The organism is Amycolatopsis sp. NPDC028719 (assembly GCF_055565395.1).
Map to the genome: position 1 here is coordinate 7646 of NZ_JBVHUL010000005.1, position 26454 is coordinate 34099.

The window sequence follows — 26454 nt, forward strand, 5'->3', positions numbered from 1 at the left end:
GTTCACACCGCGGGTGAACTAACTCCCCACTGTGTTGTTCGTCCCCCCCCACCCCCCCAACGCCACATTGGGTGCGTCCCACGCACCCAACGCCACATTGGGGCGCTGGTCAGTTCTGGAGGGCGAAGGTGACGCCTGGCGCCTGAGGGGCCTCCGGACGCGGGAGCCAGCGGTCTTCGCTCACCGGGAGCTCGCCTTCGAGGGCGGCCAGGACGGCGTCGCGCGCCAGCGGGAGCACCGCTTCCACGCTCACGTCCCGCTGCAGCTCGTACGACAGCGACGTCACCCCCGCGTCGCGGATGCCGCACGGCACGATCGAGTCGAACGCCGAGAGGTCCGCGTTGCAGTTGAGCTCGAAGCCGTGCATCGTCACGCCGCGCTGGACGCGGATGCCGATCGCCGCGATCTTGCGCTCGATGCCGCGCTCGTCGGCCGGGATCCAGACGCCGCTGCGGCCTTCGACGCGGCCGCTGCGCACGCCCAGCTGGTCGCACACGTGGATCAGCGCCTCCTCGAGCCGCCGCACGTAGTGCACGACGTCGATCGGATCGCCGAGCTTCACGATCGGGTAGCCGACCAGCTGGCCCGGGCCGTGCCAGGTGATCTTGCCGCCGCGGTCGACGTCGATCACCGGCGTGCCGTCGACCGGGCGGTCGGCCGGCTCCGTGCGCTTGCCCGCGGTGTACACCGACGGGTGCTGCAGCAGGAACATCGTGTCCGGCGCGGTGCCGTCGGCGCGGGCGGTGAGCCGGCTCCGCTGGAGCTCCCAGGCTTCGGTGTAGTCGATCGTGCCGAGCTCCCGGACGTCGACGGGCTCGGTGGTGGCGCGGCAGGAAATGCGGGAAGAACTCACCCGTCGAGGCTACGCCCGTCACCCGGGGGAAGCAGCCGCAAGGCGCACGCTGAGAGCAGCCCGACACCCGTCACCGCGAGCACTGCCCCGATCGTGTCGGTGACCCAGTGCACGCCCAGCACGACGCGGCAGGCGGCGCCCAGCACGACGGCCATGACGACCGCCGCCGCGACCCGGCGGACCAGCCGCGGCCACAGCCACGCGCACAGCAGGAGCAGCACGAACCCCGTGCTCGCCACCGACACCACGTGCCCGCTCGGGTAGCTCAGGTCCGGGTAGTCACGCGGGCGTTCGCGCAGGAAGAGCGGCTTGAACACCAGGCTCGTCAGCCGGCACAGCACCAGCACGACGGCCAGCCGCACGCACAGCCCGACGTGCTCGCGCCGCCGCAGCGCCAGCGCGAGCAGCGCGGCGCCGAGGACGAAGGGCAGCACCGGCCCGAGCAGGTCGCTCCCGGCCTGCGCCACCCGGCCGAGCGGCTCCGCGTACACGCCGTGCAACGCGTTCGCGACTTCGACGTCGAGGGTGAGCGGCTGCCGCGTCACGCTCAGGCCGAGCACGACGAACGCGACCGAGAGCACGGCGCCGACGACGAGCCAGCGCTGCAGCGGGACGCTCATGCCGCGGCGAGCGCGCTGTCCAGGGTGGGGTGCCGGAACTCGTAGCCGGACCGCTTCAGCGCGGCCGGGACGGCCCGCTGCCCGAACAGCGCCATCTCCTCGCCGGCCTGGCCGAGCACGGTCTGGAGCGCGATCCCGGGCACCCACCACGGCGCGGGGCGGTGCAGGGCCCGCCCCACCGCCCGGGTGAACTCGGCGTTGGTCACCGGGGCCGGGCCGGTGAGGTTGACCGGGCCGGACAGGTCGTCGTGCGTGAGGGCGTGGACGATCGCGCCGACCTCGTCCTCGAGGGAGATCCACGGCATGAACTGGCGGCCGTCGCCGAGCCGCCCGCCCAGGCACAGCCGGAAGAGCGGGCGCAGCGTGCCGTAGAGCCCGCCCTTCGCCGAAAGGACCAGCCCGGTCCGGATGGTGACGACGCGCGCGTCACCCGCACCCGCCGTCGCCGCTTCCCAGGCTTCGCAGAGCTCGGCGAGGAAACCGCGGCCACGAGGTGCCGATTCGTCCACAGTGGACTCATGGGTCTGGCCGTAGTACCCGACGGCGGAAGCGTTGACGAGCACACCCACGCCGTGTTCGGAAACGGCTTCGGCGAGCACCTCGGTCGGCTCGATCCGGCTGTCGGTGAGCTCCTGCTTGCGCGCCGCACTCCACCGGCCCGGGAACAGCGGCTTGCCGCCCAGGTTCACAACGGCGTCCACGCCTTCGAAGGCGCCGTCCGCGATGGTGCCCGACGGCGGGTCCCAGCGGAACTCGCCGCCTTCGCTCGCCTCGCGCCGCACCAGCCGGCGGACTTCGTGGCCCTCCCGCCGCAGGCGGTCGACCAGCGCCGACCCGATCAAGCCGCTCGCTCCGGCGATCAGTACTCGCATGCTCCGATCGTTGCGCATCCGCTGCGCGCCCGCACGCCCAGGTCCCGTGCGAAACCGGGCAGGTCGGCGAGGATCGCCAGGCCCAGATCAGCGAGCGGGACCTCGGGAAAGTCCGTACCGGTGAAGAACATCGCCACCGTCCCACCGGGTGCGGAGAGGCCGAAACCGCGGCTGCGCGGCAGTGCGCCGCCCTTGTAGCGCACGTCCCGGCCGAGTTTGCGGCGCGCGAGAGCGACGGCGGGAGTGTCGGCGGTGGCGAGGTGGCGGTGGAAGGCGAAGAGCCGCGCGGCCGTGCCGTGCGCGGTCTCCTGTGCCCAAGCCCACTCGGCTTCCATGGAGACCGGCTCGCCTCGGACGCGTTCGAAGACCTCTCGCCGGAACGCGGGTTCCCCGGTGAAACGCATGGTGAGGTCCGGTTCGCCGGGATAAAACGAGCGAAGGGTCTCGCCGCAGAACCAGCGGAGGTCCGCGTCCGCCCAGCCGCCGTCGGCCGCGGCGGCTCGCACCGCCCGGTCGCCGAGCCGGACGCGGAGGTAGTCGGGGGCCGCGTTGTCGCTTTCGGTGATCATCGCCGTGGCGATCGCGTCGACCGGGACGAGCCGGCCGGGATCGTGGGCGACGCCGTACTCGTCGCAGGCGACGCCCAGCGACGTCAGCGCCCGGTGGTGGGCGCCGGCGCCGAGGGGACCGTCGCCGTCGAAGGGGTGGAACGCGTCCCAGTCACCGACCGGAACCGGTTCGGCCGGATCGAGCGCGCCGCCGGCGACTGCGGTGGCGTAGGCCAGCAGGGGGATGACCTTGATCGTCGAGGCCACCACGCGCGGCACCTCGGCGTGGTGTGCCAGGTGGTGCCGGCCGTCTTCCGCCACGACCGAGATGGCGTCGCGATGCGCGGCCAGCCAGGTCCGGAACGCCGTGAAGGGCCCCTCACCCGCGGATGAGGAGCCCTTCACGGTCAGGCACTCAGACGATCAGAGGCCGAGTTCGCCCTCGAAGTTGCCTTCTTCCAGGCGCTGCTTGATCGTCGTCAGGAAGCGGCCCGCGTCGGCCCCGTCCACCAGGCGGTGGTCGTAGGTCAGCGGCAGGTACGCCATCGACCGGACGGCGATCGTGTCGTTGCCGTCGGCGTCCGCGACGACCACCGGGCGCTTGACGACCGCGCCGGTGCCGAGGATGCCCGACTGCGGCTGCACGATGATCGGCGTGTCGAACAGCGCGCCGACGCTGCCGATGTTCGTGATCGAGAACGTGCCGCCCGACAGCTCGTCCGGCTTGATCTGGCCCGACCGCGCGCGGCCCGCCAGGTCGGCGATCCGGTGCGCGAGACCGGCCAGGCTCAGCTCGCCCGCGTCGTGGATCACGACCGAGAGCAGCCCGCGCTCGGTGTCCACCGCGATGCCCAGGTGCACGGCGCCGTGGTAGGTGATCTCCTTCGTGTCCTCGTTGTAGGACGCGTTGACGTTCGGGTGCTGCTTGAGCGCCTCGACCGTGGCCTTCGCGAAGAACGGCAGGAACGTCAGGTTGACGCCCTCGCGCTCCTTGAAGGCCGCCTTCGCGCGCTGGCGCAGCTTGGCGATCTTCGTGACGTCGACCTCCTGGACCTGCGTGAGCTGCGCGGCGATCTGCAGCGACTCGCGGGTCTTGGTGGCCGTGATCTGGCGGATCCGGCTGGCCTTCTGGACCGTGCCGCGCAGCGCCGCCAGCTCCGGCGACACCGGGGCCGCGGGACGCGCGGCGGGCGCCGACGGAGCGGCCGCGGCGGCGGGAGCAGCCGCGGGCGCCGGGGCAGCGGCCGCCTTCTGCTTCTCCTCGGCCGCGGCCAGGACGTCCTGCTTGCGGATCCGGCCGCCGACGCCGCTGCCGGTCAGCGACGAGAGGTCGATGCCGTGCTCGGACGCCAGCTTGCGGACCAGCGGCGTGACGTACGGGCCGTCCGCCGAACCGTCCTTCGCCGCCGCGGCCGGGGCCGCCTCGGCCGCCTTCGCCGCGGGCGCGGCCTGCGGCTCGGGCTTCGGCTCCGGCTTGGACTCCTGGACCGGCTCCGGCTTGGGCTCGGGCTTCGGCTCCGGCTTGGGTTCCGGCTTCGGCTCGGGCTTGGGCTCCGGCTTGGCCTCGGCCTTCGGCGCCGCGTTCGCGTCACCGATCACGGCCAGGACGCCGCCGACCTCGACGGTCTCGTCCTCGCCCGCACGGATCTCCAGCACCGTGCCGGCGACCGGCGACGGCACCTCGGTGTCGACCTTGTCGGTGGAGATCTCGAGCAGCGGCTCGTCGACCTCGACCGAGTCGCCGACCTGCTTCAGCCAGCGCGTGACGGTGCCTTCGGTGACGCTCTCGCCCAGCTCGGGCAGCTTCACCTCGGTGCCTTCACCACCGGCGGCCGGCGCGGTGTCCGGCTTGCTCGGCGCACTCTCCTGAGCCTGCGGCTCCGGCTCGGCCGCCTGCTCGGGCTCGGGCTTCTGCTCTTCCTGCGCCGGGGCGGAGGACTCGGGCGCGCCACCGGAGCCGTCGTCGATCACGGCGAGCTCGGCGCCGACCTCGACGGTCTCGTCTTCGGCGGCGCTGATCTTCACGACCGTGCCCGCCACCGGGGAGGGCACCTCGGTGTCGACCTTGTCGGTCGAGATCTCGAGCAACGGCTCGTCGACCTCGACGGTGTCGCCCTCCTGCTTAAGCCACCGGGTGACGGTGCCTTCGGTGACGCTCTCCCCGAGCTCCGGCAATGTGACGGAGTAGGCCATCGTTCGCTGACTCCTCTTCCAAGTTCTGCGTGGTCTGGATTCTGCTGGTGGGACGTCAGCTGTGCACGTGCAGCGGCTTCCCCGCGAGGGCGAGGAACGCTTCACCGAGGGCCTCGGTCTGGGTGGGGTGCGCGTGGATGAGCGGCGCGACGTCTTCGGGGAAAGCCTCCCAGCTGTAGATCAGCTGCGCTTCGCCGATCAGCTCGCCGACGCGGTCGCCGACCATGTGGACCCCGACGACCGGGCCGTCCGGGGCCTTGACCAGCTTGACCCCGCCGGAGGTCTTGAGAATCTGGCTCTTGCCGTTGCCGCCCAGGTCGTAGGTGAACGTCGTGACGTCCGAGCCGTACTTGTCCTTCGCCTGCGACTCGGTCAGCCCGACCGACGCGACCTCCGGGTGGGAGTAGGTGACGCGGGGGATGCCGCTCTCGTCGATCACGCGCGGGTTCTGCCCGGCGATCTCCTCGGCGACGAAGATGCCCTGCTGGAAGCCGCGGTGCGCGAGCTGCAGGCCGGGGACGATGTCGCCGACGGCGTAGACGTTCGGCAGGTTGGTGCGCAGCCGCTCGTCGGTGATGACGAAGCCGCGCTCGATCTTGACGCCGGCCTCCTCGTAGCCGTGGCCCGCCGAGTTCGGCCCGCGGCCGACGGCGACCAGCAGCAGGTCGGCTTCGATGGTCTCGCCGGACTCCAGCGAGACGCTGACGCCGTTCTCGTCCTGCTTCGCGCCGGTGAACTTCACGCCGGTCTTGAAGGCGATCTTGCGACGGCGGAAAGCGCGCTCGAGCTGCTTGGACGCGAACTCGTCCTCGTTCGGGACCAGCCGCGGCAGCGCTTCCACGATGGTGACGTCGACGCCGAAAGAGGCCCAGACGCTCGCGAACTCGACGCCGATCACGCCGCCCCCGAGGACGACGACCTTCTTGGGGACGTAGTCGAGGGACAGGGCCTGCTCGCTGGCGATCACGCGGCCGCCCAGCTCCAGGCCGGGCAGGGTGCGCGAGTACGAACCAGTGGCGAGGATGACGTTCTTGCCGGTGTAGCGGGTGCCGTCCACCTCGACGGTCGTACCGCCGACGAACGTGCCGCTGCCCTCGACGAGGTTCACCTTGTGCGCCTTGGCCAGGCCCTGCAGGCCCTTGTACAGCCGGGAGACGATCCCGTCCTTGTACTTGTTGACCCCGGCGATGTCGATGCCCTCGAAGACGGCTTTGACGCCGACCGCTTCGGCCTCGCGGGTTTCGTCGGCGACCTCGGCGGCGTGGAGCAGGGCCTTGGTCGGGATGCAGCCCCGGTGGAGGCAGGTCCCGCCCAGCTTGTCCTTCTCGATCAGGGTGACGGAAAGGCCCAGCTCGGCCGCGCGGAACGCCGCGGCGTAGCCGCCCGATCCGCCTCCCAGGATCACGAGGTCGGCGGAGGTGTCGGTCACTTCAATAGCTCCTCGGCAAGCAGTGGGGTGGTGCTCTGTCGTCGCCCGTGCCCGGTATAACCGCGCGCGCGACACCCGCCATCTTGTCACTACGCCGGACGAGGCTGCGAGCTAGCCGGGTGTGCGACACCGACCACACGCGGACATCGGGATAATGAGTGGGGAATGTCTCGGGAGGGAAGGTGGTCGCGGTGGGGTTGTTCGACTCCCTGCGCAGGCGCGCCAAGGGCGGGCAGAAGACCGGCACGCTGCGGAAAGCCAGTTCCGAGGACACCCATCACCTGGACGAGTGGGCGGCCTCGCGCCGGGGTGTCGAGGCCTTCGTCGAGCCGAAGACGAACGTCACCGAGACCACTGTGGTGTTGATCGCCCACGACGGCGAGTGGACCCGGCGCCGGATCGGCAGCCTGGAGGCGGCCCAGCAGTTCGGCCACCGCCGGTCGATCCCGGTCTACGAGGTCGCGCGCGTCGGCTACCCGAAGCGCATGCGCGAGTACACCGAGCGGAAGAAGCGCGGCCAGGTCTAGAGGGCGATCCGGCCGACCACCTCGCCGTTGAAGGTCTGCCCGGTCGGGCGGAAGCCCAGCTTGAGGTAGAAGTCCTCCGGACCGCCCTCGGCCGGCAGCCACAGCACGGTCGCAGCCTTTTCGCCGCGCCGGCGCGCCTCTTCGAGCACGGTTTCGACGGCGAACCGGCCGTGACCGCGGCCCTGGACGCCGGCGCCGACGTTGAGCCGCCAGACCCCGCAGCGGAAGAAGTCGAGCTCCGCGCCGGGGTTGAAGCCGCCCATCACGAAGGCGACCGGTTCCCCGTCGTCGAGGATCAGCCTCGGCCAGGCGATCTCCGGCTGGGTGTAGGCCTCGGCGAGCGAGACGGCGACCGGCGCGACGAAGTTCTTCTGGTGCGGCTCGACGGCCAGCTGGCAAGCGGCGGCGACGTTGTCCGGGGTGATCTTCTCCACGGTGAGGGTGGTCACCGTGCCCAAGCTAGCCTGCCTGGGCGAGCAACGTGGCGTGCCGGACCAGCGCCGCGCGGAACGACGGGTGCACCGTCGTGCCCAGCACGGGGTCGACCTCGACCACGTGCGACGCCGAAAGCAGCAGCACCGCCGGCTCGGCGAGGATCACCACTCCGTTCTCGGCGCGCAGCTCGGCCGTGCCCAGCAAGCGGGGGAAGACCACGTCCGCGGGCAGGCCGTCGCAGGTGCGCAGGAACTCGCGGTGGTCTTCGGGCAGCGTGACACCCAGCCGCAGTTCCGCCGAGCGGATCGCCGCTTCCGACGCCGGGGGTGGGAGCGTGGTGCGACCGCGCAGGAGCGCTGCTTCCGCCGAGCCGCGCAGCCGCATGATCTCCGCGATCAGCTCGGGCCAGGTCCCCAGGCTCGGCGGGTAGCGCTCGTGCAGGGCTGCGACCAGCGCGCCCGCGCAGGCCGGCGCCCAGTCGCGCAGGCCCAGCGGGTCCGCCCCGGCCACCAGCGCCGGGGCCAGCGCGCGCGTCGCCGCCAGCGTCGCCACGTCCGGCCGGTGCCCGGCCAGCGACGCCCACAGCGTGAGGTCGCCGTCGGCGAGTGCCGCGCGGACGCGGTCCGGGCGTGCCGGCGCGACGTGCTTGACCACCTCGGCGAGCGGTCCCGGCGGGAGGACGCCGTCGAGGTCGGACACCGGACGGCGCAGGGAGGCCGTGTGCGCGCGTTCTTCGGCATCGAGGTCGAGCGGCGTCAAGCCCTCGGCCCACTCCGGCCGGCCGCCGCGGGCTTCGAAGAGCATCGCCCACGCGCGGGCCCGCACCGGGTCGGGCGCCAGCGCGGTCACCGGCCGTTCGGTGCGGGCCGACCAGTGCCCGGCCAGCCGGTCGGCCTCGGCGAGCGCGCCGCTGACCGCGAGCAGCAGGGCGGCGTACCAGGCCTGGTCGTCGACGCCCGGTTCGGCGGCGGTCAGGACGTCCCGGACCGCCGTCTCGAGGTACTCGCCGGCGTCCACGAACCGACCCTAGGGGTCAGCCGAGTGCCTGCTTGGCCCCGGGGTGCAGCGGGACCGGCTCGGTCCGCGGGGCCAGCTGCTTCGTGATCTCCTTCGCCGCCGGGTGGACCTTCGCCAGCTCCGCCTGCTTGTCGAAGAGCAGCTTGGTGAGCGCGCACGCGTTGTTCGCCGGGAAGTCCTCGCGCACCAGCAGCAGGTTGGGCACGACGACCGTCGGCACGTCGGCCGGCTGCCCGTACGCCGCCGCCGGGATGACGGCCCGGTCGTAGACGTCGTTGACCTGCTTGAGCTTCGGCAGCAGCGGCGTGATGTCGAGGAACTTCACCTTGTCCTTCAACGCCGTGGTGATGTCGGTGATCTGCGCGGTCGGCAGGCCACCGGACCAGACGAGCCCGTCGAGCGTGCCGGACTTCATGCCGTCCGCGGTCTTGGCCAGGTCGAGCCGCTGCGCCTGGACATCGGTGTCCGGCTTGAGGCCCGCCGCCTGCAGCAGGCGGTTCGCGATCACCTCGGTACCCGACTTCGGCGAGCCCGTCGAGATCCGCTTGCCCTTCATGTCCGCGACGGAGTTGATGCCCGAGTCGGTGCGCACCAGCACCTGCGTCGAGTTCGGGTAGATCCTCGACAGCGCCTGGATCTTCTGCGGCTTGCCCTCGAAGGATCCCTTGCCGCGCACCGCGTCCGCCGCGGTGTCCGCCAGGGAGAACGCGACGTCGTAGTTCCCGGCGACCAGCTGCTGGATGTTCTGCACCGACGCGCCGGTCTCCGCGGCCGTCGCGCGCAGCTTGGTGTTGTTGCTGATCAGCTGGGCCAGCCCGCCGCCGAGCACGTAGTAGACGCCGCCGCTGTTGCCGGTGGCGATGGTGATCCGGCCTTCGCCTGCTTCGCAGGACTGCCCGCCACCACCTTGGGCGGGCTGATCGGTCTGCTGTTTGCCGCCGCAGCCCGTGACGGCCAGAGCGAGTACCGCGGCAGCGGCCAGTGCGCGTTTCATGCTGTCCTCCTCTTGAGCACGGTGTGAGCGAGTACGGCGACGACACCGAACGCGGCGCCGACCGCGATCGGCACCGGCTCCAGGTAGAGCAGGCAGAGGGCGGCCGGGACGAACAGCAGCCGCACGGGCAGGCTGACCGGGCCGAACAGCCAGCCCCCGGTCACCACGGCCAGCGCGGCGACGGCCACCGCCGACACCACCGCCACCCACAGCACGGTGAGCACATCGGACTGCAGCAGCAGCGCGGCGCCGTTGTCGGTGAGCACGAAGGCGATCGGCACCAGGAACGCGGGCAGCGTGTACTTCCAGCACTGCCACATGGTGCCGAGCACCGACCCGCCGGTGATGGCCGCCGACGCGACGGCGGCGAGCGCGGTCGGCGGCGTGACCTCCGAAAGCACGGCGTAGTAGAAGATGAACATCGCGCGCTCGGCGTCGGCGACCCCCAGCGTCTCCAGGGCCGGGCCGATCACGACCCACGCGATGATGAAGCTCGCGGTGACCGGCACCGCGAGCCCGAGCACGCCGACCGCGATCGCCGAGAGCAGCACGGTCAGGATCAGGATCACGGTGCCGTTGTCGCTGAGGGCGCCGGCCAGTTCCACCAGCGCGTCGGCGAGTTCGAGGCCGAGCCCGGTCTTGGTGATGGTCGAGGTGATCACGCCGGCCGCCGCGCACACCGCGATCACCGGCAGCGCCCCGCGGACCCCGGCGGAGAGTGCGTCCACCATGTCCTTGGCCCAGCCCTTGACGTCCCGGCGCCGGGCGATGAGCGCGAAGAGCGCGGCGACGCCGGTGGCGTAGACGACCGCGGCGAACGGCGGGATGTCCAAGGCCAGGAACACGACGATGATCGCCAGCGACAGGAAGTGGTAGCCGCCTTGGCGCAGGAGCTGCCACGGGTTGCCGTGCGGGACGTCGACCGGCTCGGCCTCGAAGCGCCGCGCGTCGGCCTCCATCGCGAACACGATACCGAGGTAGTAGAGCAGCGTCGGGACGGTCGCCCAGATCAGCACGGTCAGGTACGACGTCTGCAGGTACTCGGCGATGATGAACGCGGCGGCGCCCAGCGTCGGCGGCGAGAGGATCGCGCCGATGCCGGACGCGGCGAGCAGCCCGCCCGCGTTTTCCCTGGGGTAACCGGCTTTCTTGAGGATCGGCCAGGTGATCGAGCCGAGGCTGACCGCCGTCGCGGTGCCCGAACCGGAGACCGTGCCGAGCAGGAAGCCCGACAGGACGGTGGTCCGGCCCGGCGCCGTCCGGGACTTGCGGAAGGCGGCGAAGGAGATGTCCACGAAGAACCGTCCGGCGCCGGAGGCGTTGAGGACGGCGCCGTAGAGCGTGAACAGCACGATGTAGCTGGCCGCGACGTCGAGCGGAGTGCCGTAGAAGCCGCTCGCGTCGTTGTAGAGCGCGTTGACGATCTGGCTGAAGTCGATGCCGGCGTGCGCGATGCCCCAGTTCTGCGGGAGGTAGCCACCGTAGTAGGCGTAGGCGAGGAAGAGCAGGCAGACGATCGGCAGCACCAGCCCGGTGGTGCGGCGGGTGGCTTCGAGGATCAGCACCAGCAGCAGCGCGCCGGCGACGATGTCCAGCGGGGACAGGATGCCCTGGCGGTTCAGGAAGTCGTCGTAGCCGATGAGCACGGGGTAGAGGCCGACGGCCAGGGCGATCGCGGCGAGGGCCCAGTCGGTCCAGCCGGGGTCGTCGCGGCCGCGCAGCCGCGGGCGGTAGCAGAGGAAGACCAGCGGGAGCGTCACGCCGAGGAAGAGCACGAGGTAGAACTGGTTGCCCTTGGCGAAGGGGAAGAAGACCTGCTTGAGCACGAGAACCGCGACCGCGAGGGCGACGAAGTAGACGACGCGGTCGGGAACGCGGGAGAGGGTGCGCGCCGGCCGTTCTTCGTCGTGCTCGGCGGCGATCGCGGCGGGAGAGTCGCGTTCCACCGGCTCGGTCGTCACCCGGCCACGGTACGGTGTCGCGGATCACACCGAAAGCGGCAAATCGATCACCGGCCCCCAGCGCCCCAATGTGGCGTTGGTTGCGTCAGACGCACCCAATGTGGCGTTCGGTGCGTCAGACGCACCGAACGCCACATTGGGGCGCAGGGGAACTCGGGTGGGCTCAGCCGTTGGCGGCGATGTCCGCCAGCACCGCGGCGATCGACCGCACCGGGACGCCCGTGCCGCCCTTGCCGGTGTAGCCCCACGGCGAACCCGTGTTGAACGACGGGCCCGCGATGTCGATGTGGACCCAGTCGAGGCCGTCGGCGACGAACTCGCGCAGGAAGATCCCGGCGGCGAGCATGCCGCCCCAGCGGTGGCCCGTCACGTTGGCCAGGTCGGCCAGGCGCGAGTCGAGGTCGGCGCGCAGCTCCTCCGGCAGGGGCATCGCCCAGCCGTTCTCGCCGGTGGCCTGCATGACCGCGGCGACGCGGTCGCGGAAGTCGTCCGAGCCCATCACGCCGGCGGTGCGGTTGCCGAGCGCGACGACCTGGGCGCCGGTCAGCGTCGAGGTCTCGATGAGGTAGTCCGGGTTCTCCTCGGCCGCGCGGACCATCGCGTCGACCAGCACGAGCCGGCCTTCGGCGTCGGTGTTGAGGACCTCGACGGTCTTGCCGCCGTACATGGTCAGCACGTCACCCGGGCGGTACGACGTCCCCGACGGCAGGTTCTCCGCCAGCGGGATGTGCGCGACGACTTCTAGGGGGTACTTCAGCTTCGCCGCCAGCACCACCGAAGCGAGCACGCCGGCCGCGCCGGACATGTCCGAGGTCATGTGGTCCATGTTCGCGGCGGGCTTGAGCGAGATGCCGCCCGAGTCGAACGTGATGCCCTTGCCGACCAGCGCGACCTTCTTGACGGCCTTGGCCGGCTTGTAGGCGATGCGCACCAGGCGCGGCTGGCGCGCGGAACCGCCGCCCACCCCGAGGATGCCGCCGAAGCCCTTGCGCTTGAGGGCCTTCTCGTCGAGGACCTCGAACTCGAGGCCGTTGTCCTCGGCCAGCTTCTTCGCGCGGTCGGCGAAGGAGGCCGGGTAGAGGTCGTTCGGCGGGGTGTTGATCAGGTCGCGGGCGGTGAGCACGGCCTCGGCGATGCTCGTCGCGGCCTTCAGCGTCGCCTTGTGCTCGCGGGCGGTCCCGGTGGCCGGGCTCGCGAAGTCGACCTTCGCGACCGGCGCGTCACCCTTCTCGGAGCGGTAGGCGGTGAAGACGTAGGAGCCGAGGACGGTGCCCTCGACGGCGGCCTGCAGGTCGAGCTCCGACAGCGTCACGAACGCGCGGTCGGTGCCGGCCAGCGCGCGCCCGGCGGCCCCGGCGGCGCGGCGGACCTGCTCGGGGGTGACGCCGTCGCCCTCCTTGCCCAGGCCGACGGCGAGCACGACGCCCGCCGCGAGCTTGCCCAGCGTGGGGATCTTGACGACCTCTTCGGCCTTGCCGCTGGCACCGAGGGTGGCGAGCAGTCCGGCGAGACGGCCGTCGAAGGCGGCGTCCACGGCGGCGGCGCCCGCGGCGAGCAGCGGGCCGTCCTCGCCGGCCAGGGTGCCGATGACGATCACGTCGGCGCGCGTCTTGGCCAGTGCCTCCCCGGTGTTGTCGGACAGGGCGAGCTTAGGCACGGTCACTTCTGGCTCCTCGCGCGTTCTCGGTGGTACCGGGCGCCGGCCCGGTCGGGATCGTGAGCCATGCTAATGACGACCGGACCACAGGTGAACGGCGGGAGAGGGAGGGCCGCGTGCGGCTGGGCGGTGGGCTGCTGGTGGCGCTGGCGGCCGGAGCGGCGGGCGCGGGCTGGTGGCTGCTCGCCGGGCTGGTGCTGGCGGCGATCGCCGCGGGGGTGACGGCCCGCGTCCCGGAACCGGGGGACGCCCAGGTCGACCGGGTCGTGGTGGCCGTCGCGCGGCTTGCCGAAGTGACCGTCTACGCGATCGCGTTCGGCGCCTACGTCTTTCCCGCGCACCGCGAGCTCGCCGCCGCCGCGTTCGCCGTCGTGGTGACCGGCGCCGGGTTCGCCGGGCTGAAGATCCCGACGATCGTCGTACGGGTCGCGGGCGGGCTGCTGCTCGCCGCGGGGCTCGTGCTCGTCGTGGTCTGCGTGGCCGTGGCGCCGGTGTCGACGGCCGGGGGCGGCCTGCAGACGCCGGACTTCGCGGGGGTGCTCGTCGCCGCGGTGGTCTTCCTGCCGTTTCTCCGCCCGGGCGGGCGTGAAGGCGCGGGGTGGCGAGTGCTGCTCCTCGGCGCGGTCGCCGTGCTGGCCGCCTTCGCCGCGCTGTACCAGCTCGGCGCGGTCCGGCTCGGGCTGTCGCTGACGTCGTTGCGCGACTTGCTTTCCGCCGCCGACGCGGACTCGCTGCAGCCGGTGCTCACCGTCGTCGCCGTGGTCGCGACCGTGGTGCCAGCGCTGGCCGCGGGCGCCGAAGTCCGGGCGCGGGCCGGCGTGCCGGGACTCGCGGGGATCGCCGTCGCCGCGGTGGCCGCGTACTTCCTGCCGGCGCTGCCCGTGCTCGTCGTCGCGGGGCTGGTGACCGTGATCGAGCTGCTACTGGGCGTACGCGCGCGCCGGTACAGTGAAGAACGTGAGTGATCGACGCTGGCGGCCGGGGGAGACCGTGGTCGAACGGTTCCACCGCCCCGACGGCTCGATCGGCCAGGTCCACCCGCTGCGCGTGCTCGCCGACGACGGCCGCGTCCTGCTCGCCTGGCTGCCGGCCGGCACCCCGATCGTCGGCAGCCGGCTGGTGGACGGCCGGCACATGGCGGACGCGCCGCTGCACCAGCGGTTCCGCATCCCGCGGATGCCCGTGCCGGACTTCTGGCACCGCACGTCCACGCTGCGGCGCATCGCCGACGACGAATGGTCGTCCGTGTGGTGGTTCTTCGACGCCGCCGGGCGGTTCACGAACTGGTACGTCAACCTCGAGGTGCCGCTCGGCCGGACCCCGGCCGGGGTCGACCGCATCGACGGCGTGCTCGACGTCGTCGTCGAGCGGGACGGCACCTGGCGCTGGGACGACGAGGACGAGGCCGAGGTCGCGATCGACGCCGGGCGCCTGACGCACGAGCAGCTCGACCGGCTGCGCGCGGAGGGCGAGCGGATCGGCGCGCTGGCCGAGCGCGGCGCCTACCCGTTCGACGGGACGGACACCGACTTCCGCCCGGACCCGGGCTGGCCGGCGCCCGCACTGCCGCCGGGACTGCTCGAGGAGCTCAGCCCGCGGTCAGGAAGAGGATCAGCGTCAGCACCGCGTTGACGACCGCGAGGATGACGACCGACTTCGTCGGGAGCACCTGCGGGAACGCCTTGCCGTGGATCTTCCGCCACCACACGACGCCGAAGACGCCCGCGACGAGGCCGAGGAAGCCGCCGAAGCCGCTGCTGAGCACGGCCCAGCCGACCATGCCGAGCAGGCCGACGCCGAAGGTCAGCAGCACCGCGGTGACGAACGTCTTGACGTCGGCCCCGCCGGTCTTGGGCCGGGGGACCGGCTCCGTGGAGTGGTAGGTCACGCCGTCATCCTAGAGTCATCACGGCGCGGCCGCGGGCAGGACGCGGGAAGGGCGTCGGGAGAGCACGGAACAGCCGGAACAGTGGGACATCCGACTAACGCGCCTCCGACCAAACGGTATCGTGTAGCCATGACCACCTCGACGCAGTTCGCCCATGTCCCGCACCCGAGTCCTGCGAGCGCGGACCGTGTCGCGGAGGTACTCGAGAAGCCCGGTTTCGGGCTCTACTTCACCGACCACATGGTGACCGTCAAGTGGTCGAAGGCCGACGGCTGGCACGAGGCCCAGGTCGGCCCCTACGCCCCGTTCACGCTCGACCCGGCGACGTCGGTGCTGCACTACGGCCAGGCCATCTTCGAGGGCCTCAAGGCCTACCGCCAGCCGGACGGCACGATCGCGTCGTTCCGCCCGGACGCCAACGCCGCGCGGTTCCGGCAGTCGGCCGAGCGGCTCGCGATGCCGCAGCTGCCCGACGAGGTCTTCGTCGAGTCGCTGCGCGAGCTCATCGCCGTCGACAGCCGGTGGGTGCCCACCCGCCAGGGTGATTCCCTCTACCTGCGGCCGTTCATGATCTCGACGTCCACCGGGCTCGGCGTCAACAGCCCGGCCGCCGACTACGTGTACACGGTCATCGCGTCCCCGGCGGGCTCGTACTTCTCCGGCGGCGTGAAGCCGGTGAGCGTCTGGCTGTCGACGGAGTACGTGCGCGCGGCGCCCGGCGGCACCGGCGCGGCGAAGTGCGCCGGCAACTACGCGGCGTCGTTCGTCGCGCAGGCGCAGGCCGTGGAGAAGGGCTGCGACCAGGTCGTGTGGCTCGACGCGGTGGAGCGGCGCTGGGTCGAAGAGATGGGCGGGATGAACCTGTTCTTCGTCTTCGGCTCGGGCGAGAACGCCCGGGTGGTCACCCCCGAGCTGACCGGCTCGCTGCTGCCCGGCGTCACGCGGAAGTCACTGCTGCAACTGGCTTCGCGGCTCGGCTACAAGGTCGAGGAGCGGCGCATCTCCACCGAGGAGTGGGAGAAGGCGGCGGCGTCGGGTGAGCTGACCGAGACGTTCGCCTGCGGCACGGCGGCGGTGATCACCCCGGTCGGGCACGTCAAGCACGCCGGCGGCGAGTTCACCATCGCCGACGGGCAGCCCGGCACCCTCACCATGAAGCTGCGCGAGGAGCTGACCGGAATCCAGGAGGGCACCCGCCCCGACACCGACCACTGGATGGTCCCGCTCGGCTGACGTCCCAGTCCGTGAAGGCCTCCTTACCGGCATCTTGAGCCGGTAAGGAGGCCTTCACGGCTTTTCGGGGTCTACGTGGCCGTGGCCGGGATGAGCGGGCCGGAGACGCCGGCCTGCTCGTGCGTCGCGGTTTCGGCCAGGACGCGGGCGGCCATCATCAGCAGCGGCAACGCCGTCACCGCGCCGGTGCCTTCGCCGAGGCGGACGTCCAGCTCCAGCAGCGGGCCGAGGTCGAGGTGCTCCAGCGCGATCGAATGCGCGGGTTCGGCGGTCCGCTGCCCGGCCACCCACCAGCGTCGCGCACCCGGCGCGAGGTCCTCGGCGACCAGCGCCGCGGCGCACGCGACGAGCCCGTCCAGCACCACCGGCGTCCGGCGGGCCGCGGCCTGGGCCAGGAACCCGGCCATCGCCGCGATGTCCGCGCCGGCCGTGGTGCGCAGCAGGTCGACGGGGTTCGCGAGGACCGCGCGGGCCCGGCGCAGCGCGTCGCGCACCGCCGCCGCCTTGCGCATCCAGGCGTCGTCGTCGATGCCGGAGCCGCGGCCGACCACCGCGACCGGCTCGGTGCCGGTCAGCGCCGCGACGAGCACCGACGCCGGCGTGCTGTTGCCGATCCCGAGGTCGCCGGGAATGAGCAGGTCCGCGCCGCCGTCGACCTCGGCGTCGGCGATCGCGATCCCGGCGCGGATCGCCGCCTTGACCTCGTCGGCGGTCAGGGCGTCCTCGACGTCGATGGACCCGGACCCGCGGCGGACCTTGTACTCGCCGATCGAGCGGGTCGCCGGCGCTTCGGTGTCCACGGCCATGTCGACCACGCGGACGCTCGCCCCCGCGGCGGCGGCCAGGACGTTGATCGCGGCGCCGCCGGTCAGCATCGTGCCCAGCAGCTGCGCGGTGACCTCGGCGGGATAGGCCGAGACCCCCTTCGCGGCGATGCCGTGGTCACCGGCGAACACGATGACGCGCGGCCGGGTGAACGGCCGCGGCGGCGACTGGCCCTGGCAGGCCGCGATCCAGACACCCAGCTCCTCGAGCCTGCCCAGCGACCCGGCCGGCTTCACCAGCTTGTCGTGCAGGGCGATCGCGTCGGACCGGGCGTGGTCGTCGGGCGGGGTGATCTCGGGGAACTCGCTGTCTTCCGGCTCCACACCAGGCCCTTTCTCGTCCACGGCAGCGCTCATGACAACGCCGTGGCCAACCTACCGGTGAACCGGCCCCGGTAGTCTCGCGGCTCGTGGAGACGACGGCGGCCGCGGTGGTGCTGGCCAGCGGCGCGGGCACCCGCGTCGGCGCGAAGCTGAACAAGGTCTACCTGTCCCTGGCCGGCCGGCGGGTGGTCGCCTGGTCGCTGGACGCCTTCAAGCGCGTCCCGGGCATCGGTGTCCTCGTGCTGGTGATCCGGCCGCAGGACCGGGAACTCGCCGAAGAGGTCGTCGACGACACCGTCGAAATCGTGCACGGCGGGGACACGCGCCAGGCGTCCGAACTCAACGCGCTGCGCCACCTCGCCCCGCGCATAAGAGGCGGCCGGGTCGACGCCGTGCTGCTGCACGACGCGGCCCGGCCGCTGGTCCACCCCGAACTGGTCGGTGCGGTGTTGGCCCGGACACGCGAGGACGGGGGGGCTGTGCCGGGCCTGGCCGCGGACGACGTCGTCGAGGTGGATGCCGGGCACCTGGTCGCCCAGGTGCCCGGCGCGATCCGCGTCCAGACGCCTCAGGGCTTCCGGGCCGGACCGCTGCTCGAGGCCTACGAACAGGCCGAGCGCGAAGGCTTCTTGGGGACGGACACTTCGTCGTGCATGGAGCGGTTCTCCTCCCTGCCGATCCGGTGGGTCCCGGGGGCTCCCGAGAACCTCAAGATCACCTACCCCCACGACCTGGTGGTCGCGGAGCGGCTGCTCGCCCGCCGAGCCTGATGCCCGCTAGGCGCACGCGGGCGGGCCGCCACCGTCGCCCCCTTCGCGCTCGGGCTCGGGCGTGGTGCTCGTCGGCCGGACCGTCACGTCGTGGCGCAGCTCCGGCGGGATGTGGCACTGCGGCTGTGGCCGCAGCGCCTGCAGCGGCGCACCCGGGGTGCCGGGCTCCGCCAGGGTGAGCACCGCTCGCAGCGTCCACACCGGGGTGGCGTGGTACTGCCAGGTCACCACCCGCGGGCTGAACACGTCGGTGCCCGGGAACAGCGGTACGCGGTAGGCGCTCGCACGGTGCTCGTCCCGGAGGATGATGACGTCCGCGCAGGTCGGCCACGTGTGGACCGCGGCGTAGATCTCCGGCGCCTCGCGGCCGCCGAACAGGTGCAGTACCCACTTGCGGCGCCGGAGCTCCTCGAGGAGTTCCTCGAGGCCCGAGCCGCTGGATCCGTTGTGTGCTGTGGGCGGGGACACACTTTCGAGGGTAACTTGCGTACTAGAGCGCAGTCCAGCTTGTGTACTAGTACACCTGGGTGGTTCTGAACAGGCCTTTGTCGGAGACACTCCGGCGTGCTAGAACACTTGTGCGCGTTGTCCCCGTGAGGAGCCGCCTTGCCCACCCTCGATCGTCCTGAGCCGCCGTACCTGCAGATCGCGGGCCGGATCCGGGAAGACATCCTGTCCGGCCGGCTGCAGGAGGGCGACGCGGTGCCGTCCGCCCGCGAGATCGCGCGCACCTGGGCCGTCGCCATGGCGACGGCCACCAAGGTCCTCGCCACCCTCCGCTCGCAAGGGCTCGTGCGCCCGGTGCGCGGCGTCGGCACGGTCGTCGACCGCGGCGGCCTGCACCGCACGGCCCGCGACCGCGCCACCGCTTCGACGCGGACGGGCCGGATCTACCCGCCCGGCCACTACGCCGTGATCCGGTCGGCCGGCCTCGAGCAGGCGCCCGAACGCGCCGCGGCCGCGTTGGGCCTGGAGGAGGGCGCCCCGGCGATCCGGCGGCGCCGTACCACCTACGGGCCCGACTCCCGGCCGCTGTCGACGTCGACGTCGTGGTTCGACGGCACGCTGTCGGCCAAGGCACCCGCGCTGCTGGTGCCCGAGCGGATCGTCGAGGGCACCTCGGCGCACGCGGCCGCGCGGCTCGGCACGAAGGTCGCGACGACGCAGGAACGGCACGCGGCGGGGCGCGCGAGCGAGGAGGAGGCGGCCGAACTGGGGCTGCCCGCCGGGGCGCCGGTGCTGCTGGGCCGGAGCACCTTCCTGGCGGCCGACGGCACGGTCGTCGAGTACGGTGAATCGGCCGCCTTGCCCGACCACTGGGTTTTCTACGAGTACACGACTGAGGACGGCGAATGAAGCACATCCACGCGGGCAAGGTCCGCGACCTGTACGAGCTCGACGGCGGGGACATCCTGCTCGTCGCGTCCGACCGGGTCTCGGTCTACGACGTCTCGCTGCCGACGCCGATCCCCGACAAGGGTGCGCTGCTCAACCAGCTGTCGGCGTGGTGGTTCGAGCGGACGTCCGGCGTGGTCCCGAACCACATCGTCTCGACGACGGACGTCCCGGAAGAGTTCGCCGGCCGCGCGATGCGCTGCAAGCCGCTGAAGATGGTCCAGGTCGAGTGCATCGCGCGCGGCTACTTGGCCGGCCTCGGGCTGCGCGAGTACCAGCGCGACGGGAAGATCTCCGGTGTCGCGCTGCCGCCGGGGCTGGTCGAGGGCGACAAGCTGCCGGAGCCGATCTTCACGCCGACGACGAAGATCTCCGACACCGGGCACGACGAGTTCATGACCTTCGACGAGGTGCTGAACGAGATCGGCGAAGACACCGCGAAGCGGCTTCGCGAGCTGACGCTGGAGATCTACGCGAAGGGCGCCGAGCACGCTGCCGCGCAGGGCGTGATCATCGCGGACACGAAGCTGGAGTTCGGTTTCGACGCCGACGGCACGCTGACCCTCGGCGACGAGGTCCTGACGTCGGACTCGTCGCGGTTCTGGCCCGCCGACGAGTGGGAGCCGGGCCGTCCGCAGCACGCGTTCGACAAGCAGTTCGTGCGCGACTGGTCGCTGACGACCGGCTGGGACAAGACCCCGCCCGGGCCGGAGATCCCGGCGGAGATCGTCGAGCAGACGCGGCAGCGCTACACCGAGGTCTACGAACGGATCACGGGGAAGACCTGGGTCCGTGGGTGACTGCGACCCGTACCAGCTGATCGACGACGTCGAGACGCTGCTGACCTCGCGCGGGCTCGCCCCCGAGCGGGTGCCCGGGCGCGGAGGCGACCGGCTGGCCGGCGCCAGCCGCCTCCTGCGGGGGTTCGGCCTGGAGCCCCGGATGGCCCCGGAGGACGCCTTCGACGTCGGGGTGCCGTTCCAGGGCCGGATCAACCAGGACTGAGGGCCGTGAATGTCGCATTGAGGGACTTCAAGTCCCTCAATGCGACATTCACGGCTTTGCTCTAGGGGCTCTTCGTCAGGCTTGCGTCGCGCTCGACGACGTCGCCCAGGACGTCGTCGATGGCGGTCAGCAGGTCGGCGTCGAGCTTCTTGCCGGCGGCCTTGACGTTCTCGTGCACCTGCTCCGGGCGCGAAGCCCCGATGATCGCCGAGGCGACGTTCGGGTTCTGCAGCACCCACGCGACGGCCAGCTGCGCCAGCGACAGGTCCGCCTGCTTCGCGAGCGGCTCCAGCTCGGCGACGCGCTTGAGGACGTTCTCGTCGAGGAAGCGGGCGACCATGTTGGCGCCGCCCTTCTCGTCGGTGGCGCGCGAGCCGGCGGGGTAGTCCTGGCCCGGCTTGTACTTGCCGGTGAGCACGCCCTGCGCGATCGGCGACCAGACGATCTGGCTCAGGCCTTCGCGCTCGGAAGCGGGGATGACCTGGTCTTCGATGACGCGCCAGAGCATGTTGTACTGCGGCTGGTTGGAGACGAAGGGGATCTTCAGCTCGCGGGCGAGGGCGGCCCCGCGGCTGATCTGCTCGGCGGTCCACTCGGAGACGCCGACGTAGAGCACCTTGCCCTGGCGGACGAGGTCGGCGAAGGCGAGCATGGTCTCTTCGAGCGGAACGGTCCGGTCGAACCGGTGCGCCTGGTAGAGGTCGACGTAGTCGGTGCCGAGCCGCTCGAGGGAGGCGTTGGCCGACTCCATGATGTGCTTGCGGGACAGGCCCTTGTCGTTGGGGCCCTTGGGGCCGGTGGGCCAGAAGACCTTGGTGAAGATCTCCAGGCTTTCCCGCCGCTGCCCCTTGAGGCCGCGCCCGAGCACGGACTCGGCGGCGGTGTTGGCGTAGGCGTCGGCGGTGTCGAAGGTGGTGATGCCGGCGTCGAGGGCGGCCTTGATGCAGGCGTGGGCCTGGTCCTCCTCGACCTGGGAACCGTGGGTGAGCCAGTTCCCGTACGAGATCTCACTGACGTTGAGGCCGCTGCGGCCGAGACGACGAAACTCCATGGGTGCCAGCCTAGGCGGTAATCGTTTGCTTAGCTAACGACCCTGGAGTGACTCCAGCCTCGCTCGGGCGGCTCCGGGGTGTCTTGAATGAGTCATTCAGGACCTCCCGAGACCTGAATGACTCATTCAAGACCTTTGCGGCAGCGCGCCGGCCTCGGTGCCGGGTCGCGGACGGCAAGAAGCCGGGTGGAGGCTCGCTCCACCCGGCTTCTCGGAACCGGCTCAGTTCGGGATCGGGTCCCCGGGCTTCAGCCGCGGCTTCGGCACCCGCAGCTTGCGGATCTGGGACGCCCGGACGAACGCGTACCAGCCGATCGACCGGCCGCTCACCGCTTCCTTCGGGAACTTCTCCCGCACCAGCTTCGCGATCTTGCGCCCGTTGACGAAGCCCTCGATCGCCATCACCAGCAGCATCGCGGTGCAGAACAGGGTGATGTACGACTGCACCTGGGGCAGCGGCACCAGCAGCGCCAGGAACACCAGGATCGCCAGCGGCATGAACAGGCCGAGCAGGTTGCGGCGCGAGTCGACCAGGTCGCGGACGTACGCCTTGACCGGCCCGCGGTCGCGCGGGAGCAGGGCCTTGTCGTCGCCCCGCATCATCGCTTCGCGGCGGGCCTTCGCCGCCGCCCGGCGGTCTTCCTTGGTCTGCGGGTTCGCCTTGCGCAACTCCTTGTTGCGCTTCATCGCCTCGCGCATGGTGGTCGGCGGCGGGGCCACCGGCCCGCGCTTCTTCGCCTCCGCCTCCCGGCGCTTCGGCGTAGCCTTGCCCTTACCGGGCGTGTACGCCTTACCGGCGACGTCGACGGCTTCCGCCGTCTCCGGCTCGTCGGCGGCGGTGTCTGTGGTGCTTCGGCGCAGGAACCTCACCTCACCAGGGTATTGCAGGCGTCACGCCGCCGTTCACCAGGTCGATCGATGTGCGACCATGGTGGGGAACAGATCGGGCGCTCCGGGTGTTGAAGACGTCAGCACGAGGAGTATCCGCAGTGAGTTCGAACTTAGAGGGAGTGCCATGACGACCGCTGAGCACGCCGGCGCGACGCAGGCCGAGACCGCCGAAGAAACCCACGGCGTCACGCTGACCGACGCCGCGGCTTCCAAGGCGAAGGCCCTGCTCGAGCAGGAGGGCCGCGACGACATGCACCTGCGCATCGCCGTCCAGCCCGGTGGCTGCGCGGGCTTGCGCTACCAGCTGTTCTTCGACGAGCGCTCGCTCGACGGCGACCTGTTCCGCGACTTCGACGGCCTCAAGGTCGCCGTCGACCGGATGAGCGCGCCGTACGTGTCGGAAGCCGTCATCGACTTCGTGGACACGATCGAGAAGCAGGGCTTCACGATCGACAACCCGAACGCCACCGGCTCCTGCGCCTGCGGCGACTCGTTCCACTGAGTCCAGAACAGCAGGCCACGTGAAAGGCCCCGCTCTCCGTTCGGAGGGCGGGGCCTTTTCACGTCTGCGGGGGCCTACACGTAGGCGTCGAGCTCGGCGACCTGGGCGTGGCACGCCTCGTCGACCTCCCACGGCTCGGCCGCGGAGCGGGGCAGGGGCAGGTTCTCCGCCTGCAGCGTCGCCGGGATGAGCGCGCAGTCGGCGATCAGCTCGGACAGGGTCTCGGGTTCGGTGACGGCGTTCACGATTCGTAACGCTATTGATCCGCTGTCGACTGGTGAAGGAGTACCAGCCGGTAGTGTCGGCTGGGCGTGCGCGAACTACCCGGACGGGTCATGACCCGGGGGTAACTTCGTGCCTTTTGCCGTGAGGTCGACCACATAAGGAGCAGCCGGTGGCAGCCAAAGCCAGGATCGCGGTGTCCGGCAGTATCGCGACCGACCACCTCATGCATTTCCCGGGCAGGTTCGCCGAGCAGCTGGTCGCCGAGCAGCTGCACCGCGTTTCGCTGAGCTTCCTCGCCGACGACCTCGTGGTCCGGCGCGGCGGCATCGGCGCGAACATCGCCTTCGGTCTCGGGGTGCTCGGCGTGCAGCCGGTGCTCGTGGGCGCCGTGGGCGCCGACTTCGCGGACTACCGCTCCTGGCTGGAGCGCCACGGCGTCGACACGTCCGGGGTGCACGTCTCGGAGGTCGCGCACACCGCGCGGTTCGTCTGCACGACCGACGAGGACCTCTGCCAGATCGCGACGTTCTACGCCGGCGCGATGGCCGAGTCCCGCAACATCGAGCTGCAGCCGATCGCCGAGCGCGCCGGCGGGCTCGGCCTGGTGCTGATCAGCCCCGACGACCCGGAGGGCATGGTCCGCCACGCCGAGGAGTGCCGCCAGCGCGGATACGCCTTCGCCGTCGACCCGTCGCAGCAGCTGGCCCGGATGACCGGTGCGCAGGCGCGCGAGTTCGTGGCCGGCGCGAAGTACCTGTTCAGCAACGACTACGAGTGGGAGCTGCTGCTCCAGAAGACCGGCTGGACCGAGGCCGACGTGCTCGACCAGGTCGGTCTCCGGATCACGACGCTGGGGGAGAAGGGCGTCGAGATCGTCGGCAAGGAAGGCGTCGCCCTGCAGATCGGCGCGGTCCCCGAGCGCGCGAAGGCCGACCCGACGGGCGTCGGCGACGGCTTCCGCGCGGGCTTCCTGGCGGGTCTCGACGGCGGCTTGGACGTCGAGCGCGCGGCCCAGCTCGGCTCGCTGATCGCGGTGCTGGTGCTGGAGACGATCGGCACGCAGGAGTGGACGCTCGAGCGCGCCGACGCGCTGGCCCGCATCGAAGAGGCCTTCGGCCCGGAGGCGGCCGCGGAGATCTCGGCGGTCCTGCCCGCGGCCTAGTCCGCCGAAGCCGTGAAGGCCTCCTTACCGGCGTCTATGACCGGCAAGGAGGCCTTCACGGCTTTCGACGGGCTCTCAGAGCTTGACCGGGTACACCGGCTCCGGGATCTCGGGCTTGATCCGGTGCTCGACGAAGATGCCGTGCCACAGCATGAACACGATCAGCGCCCACAGCTGGCGGCTGCGGTCCAGCTGGCCCGCCTTGTGCTCCTCCAGCAGCGCCAGGATCGCCTTCTTGTCCAGCAGCTCCTCGGTCTTCGAGTCGCTGATGATGCCCTTGGCCCAGTCGTACATCTCGTTGCGCAGCCACAGCCGGATCGGCACCGGGAAGCCGAGCTTGCGGCGGTTCAGCACGTGCGCCGGGATGATCTTGGCCAGCGCCTGGCGCAGCGCGTACTTGGTCGTGCCGTGGGCCAGCTTCTGGTCCAGCGGGATCGACGCGGCGACCTTGAACACCTCGGCGTCCAGGAACGGCACCCGCAGTTCCAGGGAGTTCGCCATGGTCACCTTGTCGGCCTTGACCAGGATGTCGCCGCGCAGCCACGTGTAGAGGTCGACGTGCTGCATGCGGGCCACCGGGTCCCAGCCGCGCGAGACGTCGTACCAGGGCGCGGTGACGTCCTTGAAGCCGACGCCTTCCTGGTAGGTCTTCAAAACGTTGCGCAGCTGGTCGTCGCGGAAGTTGCGGGCGTTGCCGTAGTAGCGGTCCTCCAGCGGCAGCGCGCCGCGGCGCAGCAGGTCCTTGCCGCGGGTGCCTTCCGGGATCTTCGTCGACACCTTGCCGATCAGCTTCCGCATGCCGCCCGGGATCTTCTCGAACGGCGCCAGCGAGATCGGCTCGTTGTAGATCGTGTAGCCGCCGAACAGCTCGTCGGCGCCTTCGCCGGACAGCACCGCCTTGACGTGCTTGCGGGCCTCGCGGGCGATGAACCACAGCGGGACCAGCGCCGGGTCGGCCACCGGGTCGTCGAGGTACCAGACGATGAGCGGCAGCACCTCCATCATCTCGTCCGCCGTCACCGTCCGGACCACGTGCTTCACGCCGATCGCGGCGGCCGACTCGGCGGCGACGTCGACCTCGGAGTAGCCCTCGCGCTCGAACCCGGTGGTGAACGCGATCAGGTTCGGGTTGTGCTCCTTGGCCAGCGTCGCGGTGGCGGTGGAGTCGATGCCGCCCGAGAGGAAGGCGCCCACGGTGACGTCGGGGTCGGAGATCATGTGCTTGCCGACCGAGTCGCGCATCACATCGGCGATGCGCTCGTACAGCGCTTCGGCCTCGGCGGGGCCGTTGACCGGCTTCGTCGCGAACTGCGGGTGGAAGTAGCGGGTGAACTTCACCTCACCACCGGGCACCACCTCGAACGACGTCCCGGACTCGACGCGGCGGATCGCGGTGTGCAGCGACTCGGGCTCGGGCACGTACTGCAGGACCAGGTAGTGCTGCAGCGCCTTGCGGTCCAGCTCCTGCGCGACGCCGAGCGTGTCCGACAACTCCAGCAGGCTCTTCTTCTCGCTGGAGAACGCGACCCCGCCGGGGCCGGCCGAGTAGAACAGCGGCTTGATCCCGAACGGGTCGCGCGCACCGAAGACGCGCTTCTCCTGGGAGTCCCAGATCATGAAGGCGAACATGCCGCGCAGGCGCTTCACCCAGTCGGCGCCGAGGTAGTGGAAGCCAGCGACGATGGCCTCGCCGTCACCCTCGGTCTCGAACTTCGCCCCGTGCTGCCCGGCCAGCTCGGCCCGCAGCTCCAGGTAGTTGTAGATCTCGCCGTTGAAGTTCATCGTGTAGCGGCCCGGCGCCTCCGGCGGGCCCCACACCAGCGGCTGGTGGGCGTGCTCGACGTCGATGAAGGCGAGCCGGTTGAAGCCGTAGACGACCTCGGCGTCGGCCCACGTGTCCTGCTCGTCGGGGCCGCGGTGACGCTGGCAGCGCATGGCCGCGCCGACGGCGTCACGCGCGTTCGCCGCGCCGGTCTCGGTCGCGCAGATCAGTCCAAGCAGGCCGCACACGGGTACTCACACACCTTCAGGGGTATTCGCGGGGCTGGGGAGCGCCCAGTATGCCGGGCGGCCCGTGG

28 protein-coding genes are annotated in these 26454 nt (G+C 71.4%); 10 read left to right on the top strand and 18 right to left on the bottom strand.

Going from position 1 to position 26454, the window contains the following annotated elements; all coding sequences use genetic code 11:
* Nucleotides 1-109: 109 nt before the first annotated feature.
* From lipB to lpdA, 6 genes are read right to left on the bottom strand one after another with little or no spacing between them, the layout of a single operon-like run.
* Complete coding sequence (gene lipB, locus ACZ4TR_RS23275; RefSeq protein WP_465288999.1) at nt 110-853, bottom strand: lipoyl(octanoyl) transferase LipB; 744 nt, start codon at nt 851-853, stop codon at nt 110-112.
* On the bottom strand, nt 850-1473 hold the full coding sequence (locus tag ACZ4TR_RS23280; RefSeq protein ID WP_465289000.1) for a phosphatase PAP2 family protein: 624 nt from the start codon (nt 1471-1473) through the stop codon (nt 850-852). Before ACZ4TR_RS23280 ends, lipB begins: the two co-directional genes overlap by 4 nt.
* Nucleotides 1470-2345, bottom strand: a complete 876-nt coding sequence (locus ACZ4TR_RS23285) for a TIGR01777 family oxidoreductase (RefSeq protein ID WP_465289001.1) — start codon at nt 2343-2345, stop codon at nt 1470-1472. The genes ACZ4TR_RS23280 and ACZ4TR_RS23285 overlap by 4 nt, the downstream gene beginning before the upstream one ends.
* Nucleotides 2333-3298 carry a serine hydrolase gene (locus tag ACZ4TR_RS23290; protein WP_465289002.1) on the bottom strand — a complete coding sequence of 322 codons (966 nt, stop codon included), beginning with the start codon at nt 3296-3298 and terminating at the stop codon, nt 2333-2335. The genes ACZ4TR_RS23285 and ACZ4TR_RS23290 overlap by 13 nt, the downstream gene beginning before the upstream one ends.
* Nucleotides 3299-3316: 18 nt before the next feature.
* Nucleotides 3317-5086, bottom strand: a complete 1770-nt coding sequence (sucB, locus tag ACZ4TR_RS23295; RefSeq protein WP_465289003.1) for a 2-oxoglutarate dehydrogenase, E2 component, dihydrolipoamide succinyltransferase — start codon at nt 5084-5086, stop codon at nt 3317-3319.
* A 55-nt stretch (nt 5087-5141) separates the two neighbouring features.
* Complete coding sequence (lpdA, locus tag ACZ4TR_RS23300) at nt 5142-6515, bottom strand: dihydrolipoyl dehydrogenase (protein WP_364525607.1); 1374 nt, start codon at nt 6513-6515, stop codon at nt 5142-5144.
* Nucleotides 6516-6697: 182 nt separating this feature from the next.
* On the opposite strand from lpdA, the gene ACZ4TR_RS23305 reads away from it, so the two are divergent.
* The gene (locus tag ACZ4TR_RS23305) at nt 6698-7042 is read left to right on the top strand and encodes an oxidoreductase (protein WP_465289004.1); all 345 of its coding nucleotides are present in this window, start codon (nt 6698-6700) and stop codon (nt 7040-7042) included.
* On the opposite strand, the gene ACZ4TR_RS23310 is transcribed toward ACZ4TR_RS23305, so the two are convergent.
* The 5 genes from ACZ4TR_RS23310 to ACZ4TR_RS23330 all read right to left on the bottom strand — a co-directional run bounded on the left by ACZ4TR_RS23310 (nt 7039) and on the right by ACZ4TR_RS23330 (nt 13112).
* The gene (locus tag ACZ4TR_RS23310; RefSeq protein ID WP_364525609.1) at nt 7039-7491 is read right to left on the bottom strand and encodes a GNAT family N-acetyltransferase; all 453 of its coding nucleotides are present in this window, start codon (nt 7489-7491) and stop codon (nt 7039-7041) included. The two genes, ACZ4TR_RS23305 and ACZ4TR_RS23310, sit on opposite strands and share 4 nt — an antisense overlap.
* Nucleotides 7492-7501: 10 nt before the next feature.
* Complete coding sequence (locus ACZ4TR_RS23315) at nt 7502-8494, bottom strand: SMI1/KNR4 family protein (RefSeq protein WP_465289005.1); 993 nt, start codon at nt 8492-8494, stop codon at nt 7502-7504.
* Nucleotides 8495-8510: 16 nt separating this feature from the next.
* A complete protein-coding gene (locus tag ACZ4TR_RS23320) occupies nt 8511-9488 on the bottom strand; it encodes a TAXI family TRAP transporter solute-binding subunit (RefSeq protein WP_465289006.1) in 978 nt (325 codons plus the stop codon).
* Complete coding sequence (locus ACZ4TR_RS23325) at nt 9485-11449, bottom strand: TRAP transporter permease (protein WP_465289007.1); 1965 nt, start codon at nt 11447-11449, stop codon at nt 9485-9487. The genes ACZ4TR_RS23320 and ACZ4TR_RS23325 overlap by 4 nt, the downstream gene beginning before the upstream one ends.
* A gap of 163 nt (nt 11450-11612) precedes the next feature.
* Nucleotides 11613-13112: a leucyl aminopeptidase gene (locus tag ACZ4TR_RS23330; RefSeq protein WP_364529070.1), complete on the bottom strand. Its 1500-nt coding sequence runs from the start codon at nt 13110-13112 to the stop codon at nt 11613-11615.
* 110 nt (nt 13113-13222) lie between these two features.
* Here ACZ4TR_RS23330 and ACZ4TR_RS23335 point away from each other — a divergent pair, with 110 nt between their 5' ends.
* Both ACZ4TR_RS23335 and ACZ4TR_RS23340 read left to right on the top strand, forming a co-directional pair.
* The gene (locus ACZ4TR_RS23335) at nt 13223-14071 is read left to right on the top strand and encodes a hypothetical protein (protein WP_465289008.1); all 849 of its coding nucleotides are present in this window, start codon (nt 13223-13225) and stop codon (nt 14069-14071) included.
* Nucleotides 14064-14738, top strand: coding sequence for a DUF402 domain-containing protein (locus tag ACZ4TR_RS23340; protein ID WP_364529064.1), 675 nt, complete (start codon nt 14064-14066; stop codon nt 14736-14738). Before ACZ4TR_RS23335 ends, ACZ4TR_RS23340 begins: the two co-directional genes overlap by 8 nt.
* On the opposite strand, the gene ACZ4TR_RS23345 is transcribed toward ACZ4TR_RS23340, so the two are convergent.
* Nucleotides 14695-14994: a hypothetical protein gene (locus ACZ4TR_RS23345; protein ID WP_465289009.1), complete on the bottom strand. Its 300-nt coding sequence runs from the start codon at nt 14992-14994 to the stop codon at nt 14695-14697. The genes ACZ4TR_RS23340 and ACZ4TR_RS23345 overlap by 44 nt on opposite strands.
* A 129-nt stretch (nt 14995-15123) precedes the next feature.
* Here ACZ4TR_RS23345 and ACZ4TR_RS23350 point away from each other — a divergent pair, with 129 nt between their 5' ends.
* Entirely contained in the window at nt 15124-16227 is a 1104-nt protein-coding gene (locus ACZ4TR_RS23350) for a branched-chain amino acid aminotransferase (RefSeq protein ID WP_364529058.1), read from the top strand.
* Nucleotides 16228-16298: 71 nt separating this feature from the next.
* Here ACZ4TR_RS23350 and cobT read toward each other — a convergent pair whose 3' ends face one another.
* Entirely contained in the window at nt 16299-17408 is a 1110-nt protein-coding gene (cobT, locus tag ACZ4TR_RS23355) for a nicotinate-nucleotide--dimethylbenzimidazole phosphoribosyltransferase (RefSeq protein WP_465289010.1), read from the bottom strand.
* 53 nt (nt 17409-17461) lie between these two features.
* Between cobT and ACZ4TR_RS23360 the strand changes: the two genes are divergently transcribed.
* Entirely contained in the window at nt 17462-18145 is a 684-nt protein-coding gene (locus tag ACZ4TR_RS23360) for an IspD/TarI family cytidylyltransferase (protein WP_465289011.1), read from the top strand.
* Between the two features lie 6 nt (nt 18146-18151).
* On the opposite strand, the gene ACZ4TR_RS23365 is transcribed toward ACZ4TR_RS23360, so the two are convergent.
* Complete coding sequence (locus ACZ4TR_RS23365; RefSeq protein WP_465289012.1) at nt 18152-18613, bottom strand: hypothetical protein; 462 nt, start codon at nt 18611-18613, stop codon at nt 18152-18154.
* A 138-nt stretch (nt 18614-18751) separates the two neighbouring features.
* On the opposite strand from ACZ4TR_RS23365, the gene ACZ4TR_RS23370 reads away from it, so the two are divergent.
* The 3 genes from ACZ4TR_RS23370 to ACZ4TR_RS23380 are packed head-to-tail and all read left to right on the top strand — an operon-like array spanning nt 18752 to nt 20545.
* Entirely contained in the window at nt 18752-19501 is a 750-nt protein-coding gene (locus ACZ4TR_RS23370; RefSeq protein ID WP_364529049.1) for a GntR family transcriptional regulator, read from the top strand.
* Nucleotides 19498-20340 carry a phosphoribosylaminoimidazolesuccinocarboxamide synthase gene (locus tag ACZ4TR_RS23375; protein ID WP_465289013.1) on the top strand — a complete coding sequence of 281 codons (843 nt, stop codon included), beginning with the start codon at nt 19498-19500 and terminating at the stop codon, nt 20338-20340. The genes ACZ4TR_RS23370 and ACZ4TR_RS23375 overlap by 4 nt, the downstream gene beginning before the upstream one ends.
* Nucleotides 20333-20545, top strand: a complete 213-nt coding sequence (locus tag ACZ4TR_RS23380) for a hypothetical protein (protein WP_465289014.1) — start codon at nt 20333-20335, stop codon at nt 20543-20545. The genes ACZ4TR_RS23375 and ACZ4TR_RS23380 overlap by 8 nt, the downstream gene beginning before the upstream one ends.
* A gap of 61 nt (nt 20546-20606) precedes the next feature.
* Here ACZ4TR_RS23380 and ACZ4TR_RS23385 read toward each other — a convergent pair whose 3' ends face one another.
* Both ACZ4TR_RS23385 and ACZ4TR_RS23390 read right to left on the bottom strand, forming a co-directional pair.
* Nucleotides 20607-21596, bottom strand: a complete 990-nt coding sequence (locus tag ACZ4TR_RS23385; protein ID WP_364529040.1) for an aldo/keto reductase family protein — start codon at nt 21594-21596, stop codon at nt 20607-20609.
* A 222-nt stretch (nt 21597-21818) separates the two neighbouring features.
* Complete coding sequence (locus tag ACZ4TR_RS23390; RefSeq protein ID WP_364529616.1) at nt 21819-22466, bottom strand: DUF3043 domain-containing protein; 648 nt, start codon at nt 22464-22466, stop codon at nt 21819-21821.
* A 145-nt stretch (nt 22467-22611) separates the two neighbouring features.
* On the opposite strand from ACZ4TR_RS23390, the gene ACZ4TR_RS23395 reads away from it, so the two are divergent.
* A complete protein-coding gene (locus ACZ4TR_RS23395; protein ID WP_086681079.1) occupies nt 22612-22989 on the top strand; it encodes a HesB/IscA family protein in 378 nt (125 codons plus the stop codon).
* A 74-nt stretch (nt 22990-23063) separates the two neighbouring features.
* Here the strand turns inward: ACZ4TR_RS23395 and ACZ4TR_RS23400 are convergent, their stop codons facing one another.
* On the bottom strand, nt 23064-23234 hold the full coding sequence (locus ACZ4TR_RS23400) for a hypothetical protein (RefSeq protein WP_284750111.1): 171 nt from the start codon (nt 23232-23234) through the stop codon (nt 23064-23066).
* Between the two features lie 149 nt (nt 23235-23383).
* On the opposite strand from ACZ4TR_RS23400, the gene ACZ4TR_RS23405 reads away from it, so the two are divergent.
* Entirely contained in the window at nt 23384-24376 is a 993-nt protein-coding gene (locus ACZ4TR_RS23405; protein WP_465289015.1) for a carbohydrate kinase family protein, read from the top strand.
* A gap of 75 nt (nt 24377-24451) precedes the next feature.
* On the opposite strand, the gene asnB is transcribed toward ACZ4TR_RS23405, so the two are convergent.
* The gene (asnB, locus tag ACZ4TR_RS23410; RefSeq protein WP_465289016.1) at nt 24452-26386 is read right to left on the bottom strand and encodes an asparagine synthase (glutamine-hydrolyzing); all 1935 of its coding nucleotides are present in this window, start codon (nt 26384-26386) and stop codon (nt 24452-24454) included.
* Between the last annotated feature and the right edge of the window lie 68 nt (nt 26387-26454).

Coding starts and splice junctions, on each gene's coding strand:
- ACZ4TR_RS23385 (WP_364529040.1), bottom strand. CDS start 21,596: ATGGAGTTTCGTCGTCTCGGCCGCAGCGGCCTCAACGTCAGTGAGATC.
- ACZ4TR_RS23285 (WP_465289001.1), bottom strand. CDS start 2,345: ATGCGAGTACTGATCGCCGGAGCGAGCGGCTTGATCGGGTCGGCGCTG.
- ACZ4TR_RS23395 (WP_086681079.1), top strand. CDS start 22,612: ATGACGACCGCTGAGCACGCCGGCGCGACGCAGGCCGAGACCGCCGAA.
- ACZ4TR_RS23320 (WP_465289006.1), bottom strand. CDS start 9,488: ATGAAACGCGCACTGGCCGCTGCCGCGGTACTCGCTCTGGCCGTCACG.
- ACZ4TR_RS23280 (WP_465289000.1), bottom strand. CDS start 1,473: ATGAGCGTCCCGCTGCAGCGCTGGCTCGTCGTCGGCGCCGTGCTCTCG.
- ACZ4TR_RS23350 (WP_364529058.1), top strand. CDS start 15,124: ATGACCACCTCGACGCAGTTCGCCCATGTCCCGCACCCGAGTCCTGCG.
- ACZ4TR_RS23375 (WP_465289013.1), top strand. CDS start 19,498: ATGAAGCACATCCACGCGGGCAAGGTCCGCGACCTGTACGAGCTCGAC.
- sucB (WP_465289003.1), bottom strand. CDS start 5,086: ATGGCCTACTCCGTCACATTGCCGGAGCTCGGGGAGAGCGTCACCGAA.
- cobT (WP_465289010.1), bottom strand. CDS start 17,408: ATGAGCGCTGCCGTGGACGAGAAAGGGCCTGGTGTGGAGCCGGAAGAC.